The following is a 14,023-nucleotide window of genomic DNA, read 5'->3' on the forward strand; positions in this document are numbered from 1 at the left end:
GGGAACTTGGTCCCCCCGAAAAGGTCCATCGCTTGCGATTCTCACACAATAAGCAATTAGTCTATTACCCAACGTAATGTAAAGTGTGGGAGTGTCCGCTCGTGTCCCGCCTCTGCTCCTCCGCGGACACCCGACGAGAAGCCGAGACCCGGAGGGGCAGCAGAGGAACGCCGGGCGAGAAAGACCCGTCGAAGGAAGAACCGTGAAGGGGTGGCGACCCATCAGAAGCGGTGTGAGGGACGGATGGCAGAGGGTGACAGCGGAGAGGAGGACGGAACCGTGAGTATCTCGGAGAAGCCGACGGCACCGATCGAGCGCGCCCCCGATGGGCGGTCGCGCCGGCCGATCCTCCAGGGGCCCGGGCGGCTCGTCGTGTACATGGGGCTGGTGCTGCTCACCGCGCTGTTCCTGTTCGGCATGGCGTTCGCGATGACCGAGTTCTCGGCGATGGACCTGCTCACGTTCGTCGCGTTCGTCGCCGGGGCGGCGATCTGCGTGGAGGGCAGCCGCAGGCTGGGCGTGCCCACACCCGCGGGGTTCAACCGCGACCTGCTGGGGGCCTGGTGGTTCCCGGTGGTCCTCCTGCTGCCCCCGCTGTACTCGCTCATCATTCCGATCCCGGTCTACCTGCTCCTGCAGCAGCGGACCCGGCAGACCCTCGTGCACCGGCGGGTCTTCACCGCGGCCTCCGTGGGGCTGTCCAGCTTCCTGGTCTCCGTGACCTGGTACTCCGTCTGGAGCGGCAGCCTCGTCGGAGGCCTGAGGGGCGACGCCGAGGCCGTCGAGGCCCTCGCCAGCGGTCCGGGAGTCGTCGTCGCACTCCTGTGCTGCGCCGGTTTCACGGTGCTCAACACCCTCATCGTCGCCGGAGCCGCGCGCATCAGCAACCCTTCCAGGCACGGCATGCGCCCCCTCTGGGACCGGGAGGCCGTCACGGTGGACTGCGTCGAGCTGTGCGTCGGCGTCACCATCGCCATCCTGGCCCACCTCTCCCTGTACCTCCTGGTCATCGCGGTTCCGCCGGTGCTGCTGCTCCAGCGGAGCCTGCTCTACCAGCAGCTCCAGATGGCCGTGCGCACCGATCCCAAGACAGGACTGCTCAACGCGCCCACCTGGGAGCAGGAGGCCTCCGTGGAGATCGCCAGGGCCCGCTCCACCCGGGGCCGGGCGGCGGTCCTCATCGTCGACATCGACCACTTCAAGCGGGTCAACGACACCCACGGGCACCTGTTCGGCGACCAGGTGCTGCTGGGGGTGGCCACGACCATCGCCCAGCAGCTGCGCCAGTCCGACCTGCTCGGGCGCTTCGGCGGCGAGGAGTTCGTGGTGCTCCTGCCCGGCTCCGACACAGGGGAGGCGTGGCAGGCCGCCGAACGGTTGCGTTCCCAGGTGGGGTCCATGGAGATCACGGTGGACAACGTGCCGGTGTCCGTCACCATCTCCGTGGGCGTCGCGGTCGTCGGCGAGCACGGCAACGACCTCGTGGAGCTGCTCACCGCCGCCGACCTCGCCCTCTACCGGGCCAAGGAGACCGGCCGCAACCGGGTGTGTATGCCTGCGGGCCGGACGGCTCCGGAGGGCAGGATCCCCGGCTCCCGCAGCGGGGGAGAGGTGGACCCGCCGAGCGGCTCCTAGGAACTTCCGTCCCGTCCTCCACCGGAGGCGGTTTTCCACAGCCCCACTCCGACCGGTTGCGCGCATCGCCTCGATCACGCACCGTGAATACATGCACTTCGACCAGGAGCGATCCCCCGGCCCCTCCGACCCCGACCCCTCCCCCCGTGCCTCCGAAGCCCTTCCGGAGCTGCCGCGCGGATGCCCCCGCCCGGCGGACGGCGCCTCCGCGGACAGGCCCCCGTCCGGCGGTGCGCCCTCGCGGGTGCCGCCGCCCCGCCGGAGCGCGGCTCCGCCCGCGCGCCTGAAGCTGAGGAACCCCACCGACATCATCGCCACCATGCCCTACCTCGTGGGAGAGCCCCCCGATCCGGGGATCGTCGTCCTGGCGATCCGCGGCGAGGGGATCCACACCGCCTACTGCGGCGCCCTCGACAGCAGGTACCGGGACGTGGACCCGGTGCGCAGGGCCCGGCCCCTGCTCCAGCAGGTCGTCGCCGACGGATGCGCCGGTGTGCTCGTGGTCGCCTACGGGCCGGCGCTCCAGGTCACCCCCTACGTGGACGCCGTGCGCACCGCCGCGCTGGAGTGCGGTGTCACGGTCGTCGACGCCCTGCGGGTCACCGAGGGGCGGTACTGGTCCTACACCTGTCCGATCCCCTCCTGCTGTCCGGCGGAGGGCACCGTCGTCAACGTCGACAGCTCCCCGGTCCCCGCCGACGCCGTTCTGAGCGGCATCGCCCCGGTGCCGTCCTTCAAGGACACCGTGGCAGACCTGGAGAGGGTGCGCGGCATCCTGGAACCGCTGCGGGGACCGGCGAGGGCGGAGCAGGACGCGGCCTCGGAGGAAGCGGTGTCCCTGGCGGGGAGGATGCTGGCCGAGGGCAGGGAGCAGGTCCTCATCCGGCGCGGACTCGCGGCGGTGCGCAGAGCCGTCGAGGAGGAGGGGCGGGGCCGCGGCCTCACCGGCCCCGAGGAGCTGGCCTGGCTCGGTGTCCACCTCACCCGGATACGGGTCCGGGACGCGGCCTGGGCCGACATCACGGAGCACAGTGCCTCCGTCCACCAGGAGCTGTGGGCCAGGCTCACCCGCCACCTGCCCGAGCACCAGCGCGCCGCACCGGCCTCGCTGCTGGCGGTCGCCGCCTGGCAGCAGCACGACAACACGCTCGCGGCAGCGGCGGTCGGGGTCGCGCTGGCCGCCGACCCCGAGTACTCGATGGCCAGGCTCATGGGCCGGGCCCTGGCCTGGGGGCTCCCGGTGGAGCGGTGGCGCGAGTTCGCGCCGCAGCGGCCGGGGGAGCACGGCGGGGATCCGCAGGAGTGAGCGGTGCGCGACAGGGGCGGGGGTGCCCGGGACCTTCCCGGAGCCGGAGCGGAACCGCCCCGAGGCCCTCTGTGGCAGGGGCACGGTCCCCGACGGCCTAGGCTTGGAGGCATGCCGGAGTACATCTACACCATGAACAACGTGCGCAAGGCGCACGGCGACAAGGTCGTCCTGGACAACGTCTCGGGTTCGTTCCTGCCCGGAGCCAAGATCGGTGTCGTTGGCCCCAACGGCGCTGGTAAGTCGACGCTGCTGAAGATCATGGCCGGCATCGAGCAGCCGTCCAACGGCGAGGCGCGACTCATGCCCGGGTTCACCGTGGGGCTGCTGGCCCAGGAGCCCCAGCTCGACCCCGCCAAGACGGTTCTGGAGAACGTCGAGGACGGCGTCGCCGAGACCAAGGCGATGCTCACCCGCTTCAACGAGATCGCCGAGCAGATGGCGACGGACTACTCCGACGACCTGCTCGAGGAGATGGGCAAGCTGCAGGAGCAGCTCGACCACCGCAACGCCTGGGACCTGGACAGCCAGCTCGAACAGGCGATGGACGCGCTGCGCTGCCCGCCGGGGGACGCCGACGTCACCAAGCTCTCCGGTGGTGAGAAGCGCCGCGTGGCCCTGTGCAAGCTTCTCCTGGAGCAGCCCGACCTGCTGCTGCTCGACGAGCCCACCAACCACCTCGACGCCGAGAGTGTGAACTGGCTGGAGCAGCACCTGGCCAAGTACCCCGGTACGATCGTCGCGATCACCCACGACCGCTACTTCCTCGACCACGTCGCCACGTGGATCCTCGAGCTGGACCGCGGCCAGTTCTACCCCTACGAGGGCAACTACAGCACCTACCTGGAGACCAAGCAGTCGCGCCTGAAGGTCGAGGGCCAGAAGGACGCCAAGCGCGCCAAGCGGATCAAGGACGAGCTCGAGTGGGTCCGCTCCAACGCCAAGGCCCGCCAGACCAAGAGCAAGGCGCGCCTCCAGCGCTACGAGGAGATGGCCGCCGAGGCGGACAAGACCCGCAAGCTGGACTTCGAGGAGATCCAGATCCCTCCGGGTCCGCGCCTGGGCAACACCGTCGTCGAGGTCAAGAACCTCACCAAGGGCTTCGGTGACCGGGTGCTCATCGACGACCTCAGCTTCTCCCTGCCTCCCAACGGCATCGTCGGTGTCATCGGCCCCAACGGTGTCGGCAAGACGACGCTGTTCAAGATGATCGTCGGCGAGGAGACCCCCGACAAGGGCAGCATCACCATCGGCGACACCGTGGAGATCTCCTACGTCGACCAGTACCGGGGCCGCATCGACGACAGCAAGAACGTCTGGGAGAGCATCTCCGACGGCGAGACCTTCATCCAGGTCGGCAAGGTCGAGATCCCCAGCCGCGCCTACGTCGCCGCGTTCGGCTTCAAGGGCTCCGACCAGCAGAAGCCCTCGGGTGTGCTCTCCGGCGGTGAGCGCAACCGCGTCAACCTGGCGCTCACCCTCAAGCAGGGCGGCAACCTGCTGCTCCTGGACGAGCCCACCAACGACCTGGACGTCGAGACCCTCGGCTCGCTGGAGAACGCGCTCCTGGACTTCCCGGGCTGCGCCGTGATCACCTCCCACGACCGCTGGTTCCTCGACCGCGTCGCCACGCACATCCTCGCGTGGGAGGGCGGTGCCAACTGGTTCTGGTTCGAGGGCAACTTCGAGTCCTACGAGAAGAACAAGATCGAGCGCCTGGGCCCGGAGGCCGCGCGCCCGCACGCGGTCACCCACCGCAAGCTCACCCGCGACTGATCCGCGGACGTCCGGTCCGCGAACACCCGCTGCGGCCCCTCCCCCGACGGGGGAGGGGCCGCAGCGTTCCCGGGAAGAGTCCAAGGGCCCCCGGGGCCGCTCCCCACGGCCCGGCCCGAGCACGCGGAAGTGGCATACCCTGGGAGCGATGACTTCCGTACGTGATGACCGGCAGGGCCCCGGCGAGGAGCCCGTGCGTATGACGTTCTACGAGGCGGTGGGCGGCGAGGAGACCTTCGTCCGCCTCGTCCGCCGTTTCTACGAGGGCGTGGCCGACGACCCCCAGCTGCGCCCCATGTACCCGGAGGAGGACCTGGGCCCCGCCGAGGAGCGGCTGCGCCTGTTCTTCATCCAGTACTGGGGCGGCCCCCGGACCTACAACGAGCGGCGAGGGCACCCGCGGCTGCGGATGCGTCACGTACCCTTCCGCATCGGGGCGGTCGAACGCGACCTGTGGCTCAAGCACATGCGCGACGCGGTGGACTCCCTCGACCTGCCCGAGGTGCTCGAACGCCAGCTGTGGGAGTACATGGTCACGGCCGCGCACAGCCTGATGAACGTTCCCGAGGAGGTCCGGCCTCCCCGCGTGGACAATCCGACACGGGTGTCGGTGTCCTCCGACGACGAGGGGGACGACGGTGAGGCCGTCACCATCTCCCTCAAATGAGAGGGATCAGACGAGGTAGCGGCCGAGGAACTCACGCTCGCGGTCGCTGAGCCGGCGGGCGCTCTGCGTCGGCACGTCGAAGCCGACCAGCACCGTGCGGGCGCGCAGGTACACCTTCTCGTCGTCGAGGATCTCGTAGGAGATGTGGAAACTGGCGTTGCGCACCTCGGTCACCCACAGCTCCACGCGGACGGGCTCGGTCCGGGGAAGCAGCGGAGCGACGTAGTCGGCCTCCTGGCGGGCGACCACCGTCGCGCCGAAGAACCCGTCGTCCCCGGGCCCGAGCGCGAACTGCAGGAACGAGATGCGCGCGTCCTCCAGGTAGGTGAGCATCCGGACGTTGTTGACGTGGTGCTGGGGGTCGAGGTCGGCGTAGCGGACCTGGGCCAGGTGTACGTGCCGCTTGGATCCGGTATCGGCCGCCGCGGCCTCGGTCTGTGTCACTTCCTGGTTCCTCTCACGCTGCCCACCTGGGGTTTCACGGACATTTCGATTGTCCCAGCGGTCCGGTGGGAAACATGCGGCCGGATGCGCCCCCGGGCTGTGTCGTTGCTCTCCCGAGCGGGCCGCGGGGCCGGGACCCGGCCCCGCGGCCCCCGCGGGTCAGTCGGCGGAGAGCCCCAGGTGATGGGCCAGGAACGCCAGCTGCTCCGCGTTGAGCGCCACGCTGCGGCTCACCGAGCGCGCACTGTGCCCGACCTCGGCCTCGCGGCGCAGCAGGATCGGCCGGTCGTCGGCCGGAGCCCCTGTGGCCCACTGCATCAGAGCGCACAGCTTGCGCGCGTGCAGAGGGTCGACCCGGGTGTCGTTGTCGAACACGGTGAACAGGGTGGCCGGGTACCGGGTGCCCTTGTCCACGTTGTGGTACGGCGAGTAGCCCAGCAGCCAGCCCAGCTGCTCGGGGTCGTCGGCCGAGCCGTACTCCACGTTCCACAGCTGGCCCAGCCCGAAGCGCTCGTAGCGCACCATGTCCAGCAGCGGGGCCGAGCAGACGGCGGCCGCGAACAGGTCCGGCCGCTGCGTGACCATGGCGCCCACCAGGAGGCCGCCGTTGCTTCCGCCCATGACGGCCAGGTGCTCGGGGTCGGTGACCCCGGTGGCGACGAGGTGCTCGGCCGCCGCGGCGCAGTCGTCGAAGACGTTCTGCTTGTCGGCGAGCATTCCGGCGCGGTGCCACTCCTCGCCCTCCTCCAGGCCTCCGCGCAGGTTGGCGACGGCGTACACGCCGCCCGCGCGCACCCAGGCCAGAGCGGTCGCGGAGTAGCCGGGCGTGAGGGAGATCCGGAAGCCCCCGTACCCGTACAGGATGGTCGGCCGAGGGCCGTCGGCGGGTTCCTCGGGCGCCATCACCAGCATGCGCACCTCGGTCCCGTCCCGTGAGGTGAAGGCGACCTGCTCCACCCGCACCCCGGGCAGGTCCACGTCGCCGGGGGCCGCGGCCCACAGGGACACCTCCCCGCTGGTCGCGTCGTAGCGGTACACCGACGAGGGGTGCGTGCTGTCGGTGTAGCCGAACCAGGCCTCGTGCCCGCCCTCGGGGCGCTCCATGAGTGGGCCGGAGCTGCCCAGGCCCGGCATCTCCAGCATGCCGAGGCGCTCGCCGGTGGCCATGTCGTGCCGGGAGATCTCGCTCACCGCGTGGCGGCTCCACACCGCCAGCAGCTCCGGGCGTTCCATGCCGGGGCCGTCGAGGAGCGCGTAGTCCTCCAGCACCGCACCGGGGTCCTCGGGCAGGAGGGTGGTCCACTCCTGCGGGGAGTCGGGGTCGGCGACGCACAGGCGGCCGCGCGGGGCGTCGCGGTCGGTCATCAGGTACATGCGCCCGTCCCGGCCCACGTGCGCGGACAGGTAGGCGTCCACCCCCTCCTGGACGGGGACCAGCCGGGGCGCTCCGGGATCTCCCTCCGCCAGGTCGGCGATCCACAGATCCGTGGCCGGGGAGGTGCCCTTGGAGGCGGACAGGATCAGCCGGCGGCCGTCCCGGCTCACGGAGACGTCGAAGTACTCGGTCTTGTCGCGGCCCTCGCCGAAGACGAGGACGTCCTGGTCGGCGGGGCTGCCCAGCCGGTGCAGGTAGACGCGCCGGTGGTAGTCCTCCTCGCCCTCGGGGACCTCCTCGGGGGGAAGCCTGCGCACGTAGTAGAACGCGGAGGAGTCGGGCAGCCAGGCGACGGGGCTGTAGCGGGCCCGGTCGACGGGGCCGTCGACGGTCTCGCCGGTGTCGACGTCCATGACCCGCAGGACCGACTCCTCGCTGCCGCCCTCGGACAGCTGGTAGGCGAGCAGCCGCCCGCTCGGGTCGACCTTCCACGCGTCCAGGGTGGTGAGGCCCTCGGGATCGATCGCACCGGGGTCGATCAGGGGGCGCTCGGGTCCGTCACCGTCCTGGACGTAGAGCACGGCGTGCTCCTGCTCGGCGGTGCGGCGGCCGAAGAAGCGGCGCTCGCCCCGCCACACCGGGGCACCCACGGCTCCGGCGCCCATCAGGGCGCGTATGCGGTCGGCGAAGCGCTCCCGGCCCCGGTACCGGGCGGAGGCCTCGGCGTACAGGGTGTCCTGGGCGGCTGACCATTCCTTGGTGCGGGCGGAACCGGCGTCCTCCAACCACCGATAGGGGTCGGCGACGGCATGGCCGTGCAGATTCTCGACGAGGTCGAGACGTTCGGCCGAGGGATAGCGGAGTTCAGGCATGCTTCGCACTCTATCCACCGCTATCTCCCCTGGCCGTACAACGCGACAGGAACATGGAACAGGGTTTCACGAGCCTGTCCTTTGTCCGGAAAAGGCGACGGCACGTGTTTTCTGGGCGGCGCGGCGCAAATTGGGGTGGCGCCGAGACGCTCCGAACAAGCAAACTGAGTGCGGGACGCAACTCGGCGGCACCACCGGGAGGTCCGTGTGGCAAAGCATAGGCAATCGCTGGTTCCCGAACCGGCGCAGAGGGAGGTCTCCCCACCGGCGGTTCGGCCGGCGGGGGAGAGGACACGGCCGTCGACGCCGACGGCCGGGGTGACGCGATGAGCACCCGGGGCAGCCGGGAGGGCGGTGCAGGCGCCGCCCGCCGACACGTGCTGCTGCTCAACGCCAGCTTCGAACCACTGACGACACTGCCGCTCCGCAGGGCGGTCCTGCTGGTCCTGAGGGAGAAGGCGGAGGTCGTCCACAAGGACGGAGCCGGGGAGCTCCTGCACTCGGCGACGCGCTCCTACGAGGTGCCGTCCGTCATCCGGCTCAGGCGCTACATCAGCGTCCCCTACACCCGCAGGGTCCCCCTCACCCGCATGGCGCTGATGCGGCGGGACCGCCACATCTGCGGCTACTGCGGCAGGAAGGCCGAGACCATCGACCACGTCATCCCCCGCAGCCGCGGCGGTGCGCACGTGTGGGAGAACGTGGTGGCGGCGTGCAAGCCCTGCAACCACCGCAAGGCCGACAAGTTCCTGGACGAACTCGGCTGGGAGCTGCAGGTGACGCCCAAGGTGCCCAAGGGACCGCACTGGCGGCTCATCAACGGCGACCTCCACGGTGACCCGCAGTGGGAACCGTACATGGCCCACCTCGCGGCCTAGGCCCTGTTTTTTGGATCATCTCGGGCTGCACGGCCGCCAGGTGCCCCCTTGCCGCGTCGGAGAGCTTGCGAAGCCCACCGGGCCGAGCTGCGCTCCCCGCCTCGCAAGGGAACACCTGGTCGGCCGTTCGCCGGGGGATCGGCTCCGCCGATACGGCGAGAGCATCCAAAAAACAGGACCTGGCGAAAGGGCCGGGGACTCTCCGCGTCCCACCCGGCCCGCTCGCGGCGGTTCCGCCCTCCGGTGCCCCTTCCGGGGCGCCGGAGGGCGGAACCGCCGACGGGGTCGGTCGTATCCTGGGGGCATGCCCAGATACGACTTCCGATGCCGCGAATGCGGCGACACCTTCGAGGTCTCCCGTCCGATGGCCGCCTCCGCCGACCCGGCAGCCTGCCCGCAGGGGCACGACGACACGGTACGCCTGCTGTCCACGGTCGCCGTCGGCGGCCGCGCCGCCGAACCCGCGGGCAGCGGGGGCGGCGGATGCTGCGGAGGCGGCTGCTGTTCCTGAGGAACACAGGAGGGGGCGGGCCCGGCCGGGCCCGCCCCCTCCGCGTGCCGGAAGGCTACTTCTCGATCTGCGACACGTCGCGGGCCGCGCCGGTGGAGGCCGAGGTGGCCATCGCGGCGTAGGCGCGCAGCGCCGCCGTCACCGGGCGCTCGCGGTCGCGCGGACGGAAACCGCCCAGTTCCTTGAGCAGGCGCTCGCGGCGGGTGTTCAGCTCGTCCTCGGGGACCTCCAGCACGATGCTGCGGTTCGGGATGTCGATGCTGATGACGTCGCCGTCCTCGACCAGGGCGATGTCGCCGCCCGCGGCCGCTTCGGGGGAGGCGTGTCCGATGGACAGGCCCGAGGTGCCGCCGGAGAAGCGGCCGTCGGTGATCAGCGCACACGCCTTGCCCAGGCCGCGGCCCTTGAGGAAGCTGGTCGGGTACAGCATCTCCTGCATGCCCGGACCGCCCTTGGGGCCCTCGTAGCGGATGACCACCACGTCACCGGGCTCGACCTTCTTGCCGAGGATGCCGTCGACGGCATCCTCCTGCGACTCGTACACCTTGGCCGGGCCGGAGAAGGTCCACAGCTCCTTCTCGACACCGGCGGTCTTGACGATGGCGCCGTCCGGGGCGAGGTTGCCGAACAGCACCGCCAGGCCGCCGTCCTTGGTGTAGGCGTGCTCCACCGAGCGGATGCACCCCTTCTCGCGGTCGCTGTCGAGGCTGTCCCAGCGGGTGCTCTGGGAGTAGGCCTTCGTGCTGCGGCGCCCGCCGGGAGCGGCGTGGAACAGCTCCACGGCCTCGGGCAGGACGGTGTCGGAGGCGATGTCCCAGTCGGCGATGAACTCCCCGACGGTCTTGCCGTGCACCGTGGGCAGCGAGGTGTCGAGCAGTCCGCCGCGGGCCAGCTCGCCCAGGATGGCGGGGATGCCCCCGGCCCGGTGGACGTCCTCGATGTGGTACTTGTCGGTGTTGGGCGCGACCTTGCACAGGCACGGGACGCGCCGGGAGACCTCGTCGATCTCGGGCAGGCCGAAGTCCACACCGGCCTCGGTGGCGGCGGCCAGCAGGTGCAGGATCGTGTTGGTGGAGCCGCCCATGGCCACGTCCAGGGCCATGGCGTTGCCGAACGCGGCCGGGGTGGCGACCGACAGCGGCAGGACCGAGGAGTCGTCGTCCTCGTAGTAGCGCTTGGCGGCCTCCACGACCAGGCGGCCCGCGTCCTCGTACAGGGCGCGGCGGGCGGTGTGCGTGGCCAGGACGGTGCCGTTGCCGGGCAGGGCCAGGCCCATCGCCTCCGTGAGGCAGTTCATCGAGTTGGCGGTGAACATGCCCGAGCAGGAGCCGCAGGTGGGGCAGGCCGCCTCCTCCATCTCGTCCAGCTCGGCCTGGGAGACGCTCTCGTCGGCCGCGGCGATCATGGGGTTGATCAGGTCGAGCTTGCGCACGGTGGTGGCGGTGCCGTCGACCACGGTGACCTTGCCGGCCTCCATCGGGCCGCCCGAGACGAACACCGTGGGGATGTTCAGGCGCAGTGCGGCCAGCAGCATGCCGGGCGTGATCTTGTCGCAGTTGGACACGCACACCAGGGCGTCGGCGCAGTGGGCGTTGACCATGTACTCGACGGCGTCGGCGATCAGCTCGCGGCTGGGCAGCGAGTAGAGCATGCCGCTGTGGCCCATCGCGATGCCGTCGTCGACGGCGATCGTGTTGAACTCGCGCGGGACGCCGCCGGCGGCGCGCACGGAGTCGGCGACCACGTCGGCGACCTCGCGCAGGTGGACGTGACCGGGAACGAACTGGGTGAAGCTGTTGGCGACGGCGACGATGGGCTTGCCGAAGTCCTCGCGCTCCACGCCGGTGGCGCGCATGAGGGCACGCGCGCCTGCCATGTTCCTGCCGTGGGTGACGGTGCGTGAGCGTAGGGGTGGCATGGGGCTGACTCCCGTCGTGACGAGTGTTTCCCTCCGATGGTAGTCGCCCCGGGGGAGCGGTCCGGTCTCGATGGGAAAGACGGAGCATCCGGATAATGAGACGTGGGTGCTCCGGCGTGCCCATCTCCGGCCGGAGGCGGGCACGGAGAAGGCCCGGAGAGGCGCGCGGACACGCCTTTCCGGGCCCCGGGAGCAGGTTCAGTACCGGGGGCGGAGCACCTTCTGGGCCGCCTGGTAGATCTCCTCGATCTCCTCCTCGGTGAGCCGGTCCCGGCCCGTGCGCAGCCACTTGCGGACCTTGGTGCCGGTGATGATGTCGACGCCCCGCAGCCGGTGGCTGTCCCACGGCATGCCGGGGCCGTAGATGGCGAGGGAGGCGCGCACCTTGATCGGGCGGCCGAGCTCCTTGCTGATGAGCTCCTCCGCGCGCTTGGCCTCCTCCAGGGCCTCGTCGATGCGCTCGTTCTTGCTGAAGCGGCCGTGGTAGAGCTTCTCCAGCTTGTTGTACAGGGGCAGGCGCTTGTCCCAGGACTCGGAGTCGATGGCGAACGCGCCGCGACGCCCCACGATGAAGTGGTCGATCTGCCCGTTGCCGCCGGGGACGGCGCGCGCGTGCAGCACGCGGTAGCCCAGCTGCTTCATGACCTTGAGCTGGGCCTCGGTCTTGCGCTGGGCGGCGGAGGGTTTGCGCCAGCGGGGGACCTCGGACTCACGGCGCGACTGGTAGGAGGTGATGCCGACCAGCACGGCGAGGCCGAAGAGCGCGCCGAGGAGCAGGTCGGCCAGCACCAGGCCGACGACCAGCGTGACCACGGCGGCCGCGCCGAGCCGGACGGCCCACTTGTAGGCGGTCTCGTGTTCCTTGAGGGCTCCGTACAGGGCCTTCGCGCCTGAGACGTCCGGATTCTTGCGCTTGCTGCGGAAAAAGAGTTCCTCCGGCCTTTTCGGTTCGGACCTCTGCCGTGGCGGGTGCTCCTTGTTCGCCGATTCCACGTCGGCCAGATGGTGTCGTTCCATACCCGAGTCCTAGTGCATTGCTTCCCGTGCTCTTCCTGCCCTGCTCCCGGTGCCCGCCGGTTTTCGGCGGACCTGGACGGGGAAGGAAGAAAACTCTGCCGATCGCTTCGGAGAACTTCTGCTCCATCACCGTGGTTCCCGGTGCCGTGCCCGCTAACCTGGGTCGGCATGACCCTCGTCCATGACCTTTCGGCCCACCGTGTGGCTGCCCTGGTCAGAAGTCGTGAACTGTCTCCTCGTGAGATCGCCGAGTACTACCTGAAGAGGGTGGAACGGCTTGATCCGGCTCTGGGAGCGTATGTTGCGGTCACAGAGGAAATGGCTTTGGATCAGGCCCGTAAAGCGGAGAAGCGGGTCATGGACGCATCGGGCGACCTGCCTCCGCTCCTGGGCGTCCCCCTGGCGGTCAAGGACCTCGACCCCGTCGCGGGTGTCCCCACCACCTACGGCTCCCGTACCGCCTCGGCGGCCCCCGCGCCCGCCGACTCGGGAACGGTCGCGCGCCTGCGCGCGGCGGGCGCCCTCTTCCTCGGCAAGACCAACACCCCCGAGTTCGGCTCCACCTGCTACACCGAGAACTCCGTCGCCCCGCCCACCCGCAACCCCTGGAACCCCGACCTGTCCCCGGGCGGCTCCAGCGGCGGCTCCGCCGCTGCCGTCGCCGCGGGCCTGGCCTCCGTCGCCCACGGCAGCGACGGAGGCGGCTCCCTGCGCATCCCCGCCTCCGCCTGCGGCCTCGTCGGCCTCAAACCCACCCGGGGGCGGGTCTCGGGCGGTCCCGGCAGGGCCGACCTCATGGGCCTGGCCACCGCGGGCCCCCTCACCCGGACGGTCCTCGACGCCGCCCTCGTGCTGGACGCCATGTCGGGCAGCGGCTCCGGCGACCACCACGCGGCCCCGCCTCCGCCGCCCGGAGGAACCTTCACCGCCTGCGCCGCGAGGGAACCCGGCCGCCTGCGCATCGGCCACTACGCGCACACAGGATCGGCGGAGATCCCCGTCCACCCCCACGTGCTGGCCGCCCACGAGGAGGCGCTGCGGCTCCTGGACGCCCTCGGACACCGGGTCGAGGAGATCCCCGAACCCGGTGACGCCCACTTCGGCGGTACCTACAGGGACGACTTCCGGGTGCTGTGGACCGCGATGGCCTCGGCCGTGCCCGTCGACCCGGCCCGCGAGCACGAGCTCGAACCGGTCAACCGCTGGCTGCGCGAGCGCGCCCGCGCCACTCCGGTGCCCGTTCTCATGGCCGCCTGGGGCCGTCTCCAGCAGGGCGTGCGCTCTCTCGCCGCCGCCACCGAGCCCTACGACGCGGTGCTCTCACCCGCCCTGGCCCTGCCGCCGGTACCCATCGGCCACTTCACCGGCGGCGGTCCGGAGGAGGAGTTCCGCCTGATGAACGAGTTCACCCCGTTCGCCTCGGTCCACAACGTCTCGGGCCGCCCCTCGGTCAGTCTCCCCCTGCACCTGTCACCCGACGGCCTTCCGATCGGCGCCATGCTCACCGGCCGGCACGGTGGAGAGGGGACCCTGCTCTCCCTGGCCGCCCAGCTGGAGCAGGCCTGCCCCTGGTCCCACCGGGCCCCGCCCCTGTGGCACCACTGAGCGCCGCCCGGGACCCGGG

At 70.9% G+C, this 14,023-nt stretch carries 11 protein-coding genes; 7 read left to right on the top strand and 4 right to left on the bottom strand.

From position 1 onward, the window contains the following. The first annotated feature begins 279 nt into the window (after nucleotides 1–279). From FHS13_RS04740 to FHS13_RS04755, 4 genes are all read left to right on the top strand, one after another. Nucleotides 280–1,635, top strand: coding sequence for a diguanylate cyclase (locus tag FHS13_RS04740; RefSeq protein ID WP_184288115.1), 1,356 nt, complete (start codon nucleotides 280–282; stop codon nucleotides 1,633–1,635). 91 nt (nucleotides 1,636–1,726) lie between these two features. Continuing rightward, the gene (locus tag FHS13_RS04745; RefSeq protein WP_184288119.1) at nucleotides 1,727–2,941 is read left to right on the top strand and encodes a DUF4192 domain-containing protein; all 1,215 of its coding nucleotides are present in this window, start codon (nucleotides 1,727–1,729) and stop codon (nucleotides 2,939–2,941) included. Between the two features lie 111 nt (nucleotides 2,942–3,052). Beyond that, entirely contained in the window at nucleotides 3,053–4,717 is a 1,665-nt protein-coding gene (ettA, locus tag FHS13_RS04750) for an energy-dependent translational throttle protein EttA (RefSeq protein ID WP_184288122.1), read from the top strand. A 148-nt stretch (nucleotides 4,718–4,865) separates the two neighbouring features. Then, nucleotides 4,866–5,384: a globin gene (locus FHS13_RS04755; protein WP_221442400.1), complete on the top strand. Its 519-nt coding sequence runs from the start codon at nucleotides 4,866–4,868 to the stop codon at nucleotides 5,382–5,384. A gap of 6 nt (nucleotides 5,385–5,390) precedes the next feature. On the opposite strand, the gene FHS13_RS04760 is transcribed toward FHS13_RS04755, so the two are convergent. Continuing rightward, a complete protein-coding gene (locus FHS13_RS04760; protein ID WP_184288125.1) occupies nucleotides 5,391–5,828 on the bottom strand; it encodes a thioesterase family protein in 438 nt (145 codons plus the stop codon). A gap of 159 nt (nucleotides 5,829–5,987) precedes the next feature. Next, complete coding sequence (locus FHS13_RS04765; protein ID WP_184288127.1) at nucleotides 5,988–8,075, bottom strand: prolyl oligopeptidase family serine peptidase; 2,088 nt, start codon at nucleotides 8,073–8,075, stop codon at nucleotides 5,988–5,990. A gap of 377 nt (nucleotides 8,076–8,452) precedes the next feature. On the opposite strand from FHS13_RS04765, the gene FHS13_RS04770 reads away from it, so the two are divergent. Beyond that, nucleotides 8,453–8,953, top strand: a complete 501-nt coding sequence (locus FHS13_RS04770; RefSeq protein WP_184289127.1) for an HNH endonuclease — start codon at nucleotides 8,453–8,455, stop codon at nucleotides 8,951–8,953. Between the two features lie 304 nt (nucleotides 8,954–9,257). Continuing rightward, a complete protein-coding gene (locus FHS13_RS04775; RefSeq protein WP_184288130.1) occupies nucleotides 9,258–9,464 on the top strand; it encodes an FmdB family zinc ribbon protein in 207 nt (68 codons plus the stop codon). Nucleotides 9,465–9,519: 55 nt separating this feature from the next. Here FHS13_RS04775 and ilvD read toward each other — a convergent pair whose 3' ends face one another. After that, on the bottom strand, nucleotides 9,520–11,382 hold the full coding sequence (ilvD, locus tag FHS13_RS04780) for a dihydroxy-acid dehydratase (protein ID WP_184288132.1): 1,863 nt from the start codon (nucleotides 11,380–11,382) through the stop codon (nucleotides 9,520–9,522). A gap of 198 nt (nucleotides 11,383–11,580) precedes the next feature. After that, nucleotides 11,581–12,399 (bottom strand): nuclease-related domain-containing protein, encoded by an 819-nt coding sequence (locus FHS13_RS04785; protein WP_184288136.1) that lies wholly within the window; start codon nucleotides 12,397–12,399, stop codon nucleotides 11,581–11,583. A gap of 168 nt (nucleotides 12,400–12,567) precedes the next feature. Here FHS13_RS04785 and FHS13_RS04790 point away from each other — a divergent pair, with 168 nt between their 5' ends. Further along, on the top strand, nucleotides 12,568–14,004 hold the full coding sequence (locus tag FHS13_RS04790) for an amidase (protein ID WP_184288139.1): 1,437 nt from the start codon (nucleotides 12,568–12,570) through the stop codon (nucleotides 14,002–14,004). Nucleotides 14,005–14,023 lie beyond the last annotated feature (19 nt).

The organism is Nocardiopsis algeriensis (assembly GCF_014203695.1).
GTDB lineage: Bacteria > Actinomycetota > Actinomycetes > Streptosporangiales > Streptosporangiaceae > Nocardiopsis > Nocardiopsis algeriensis.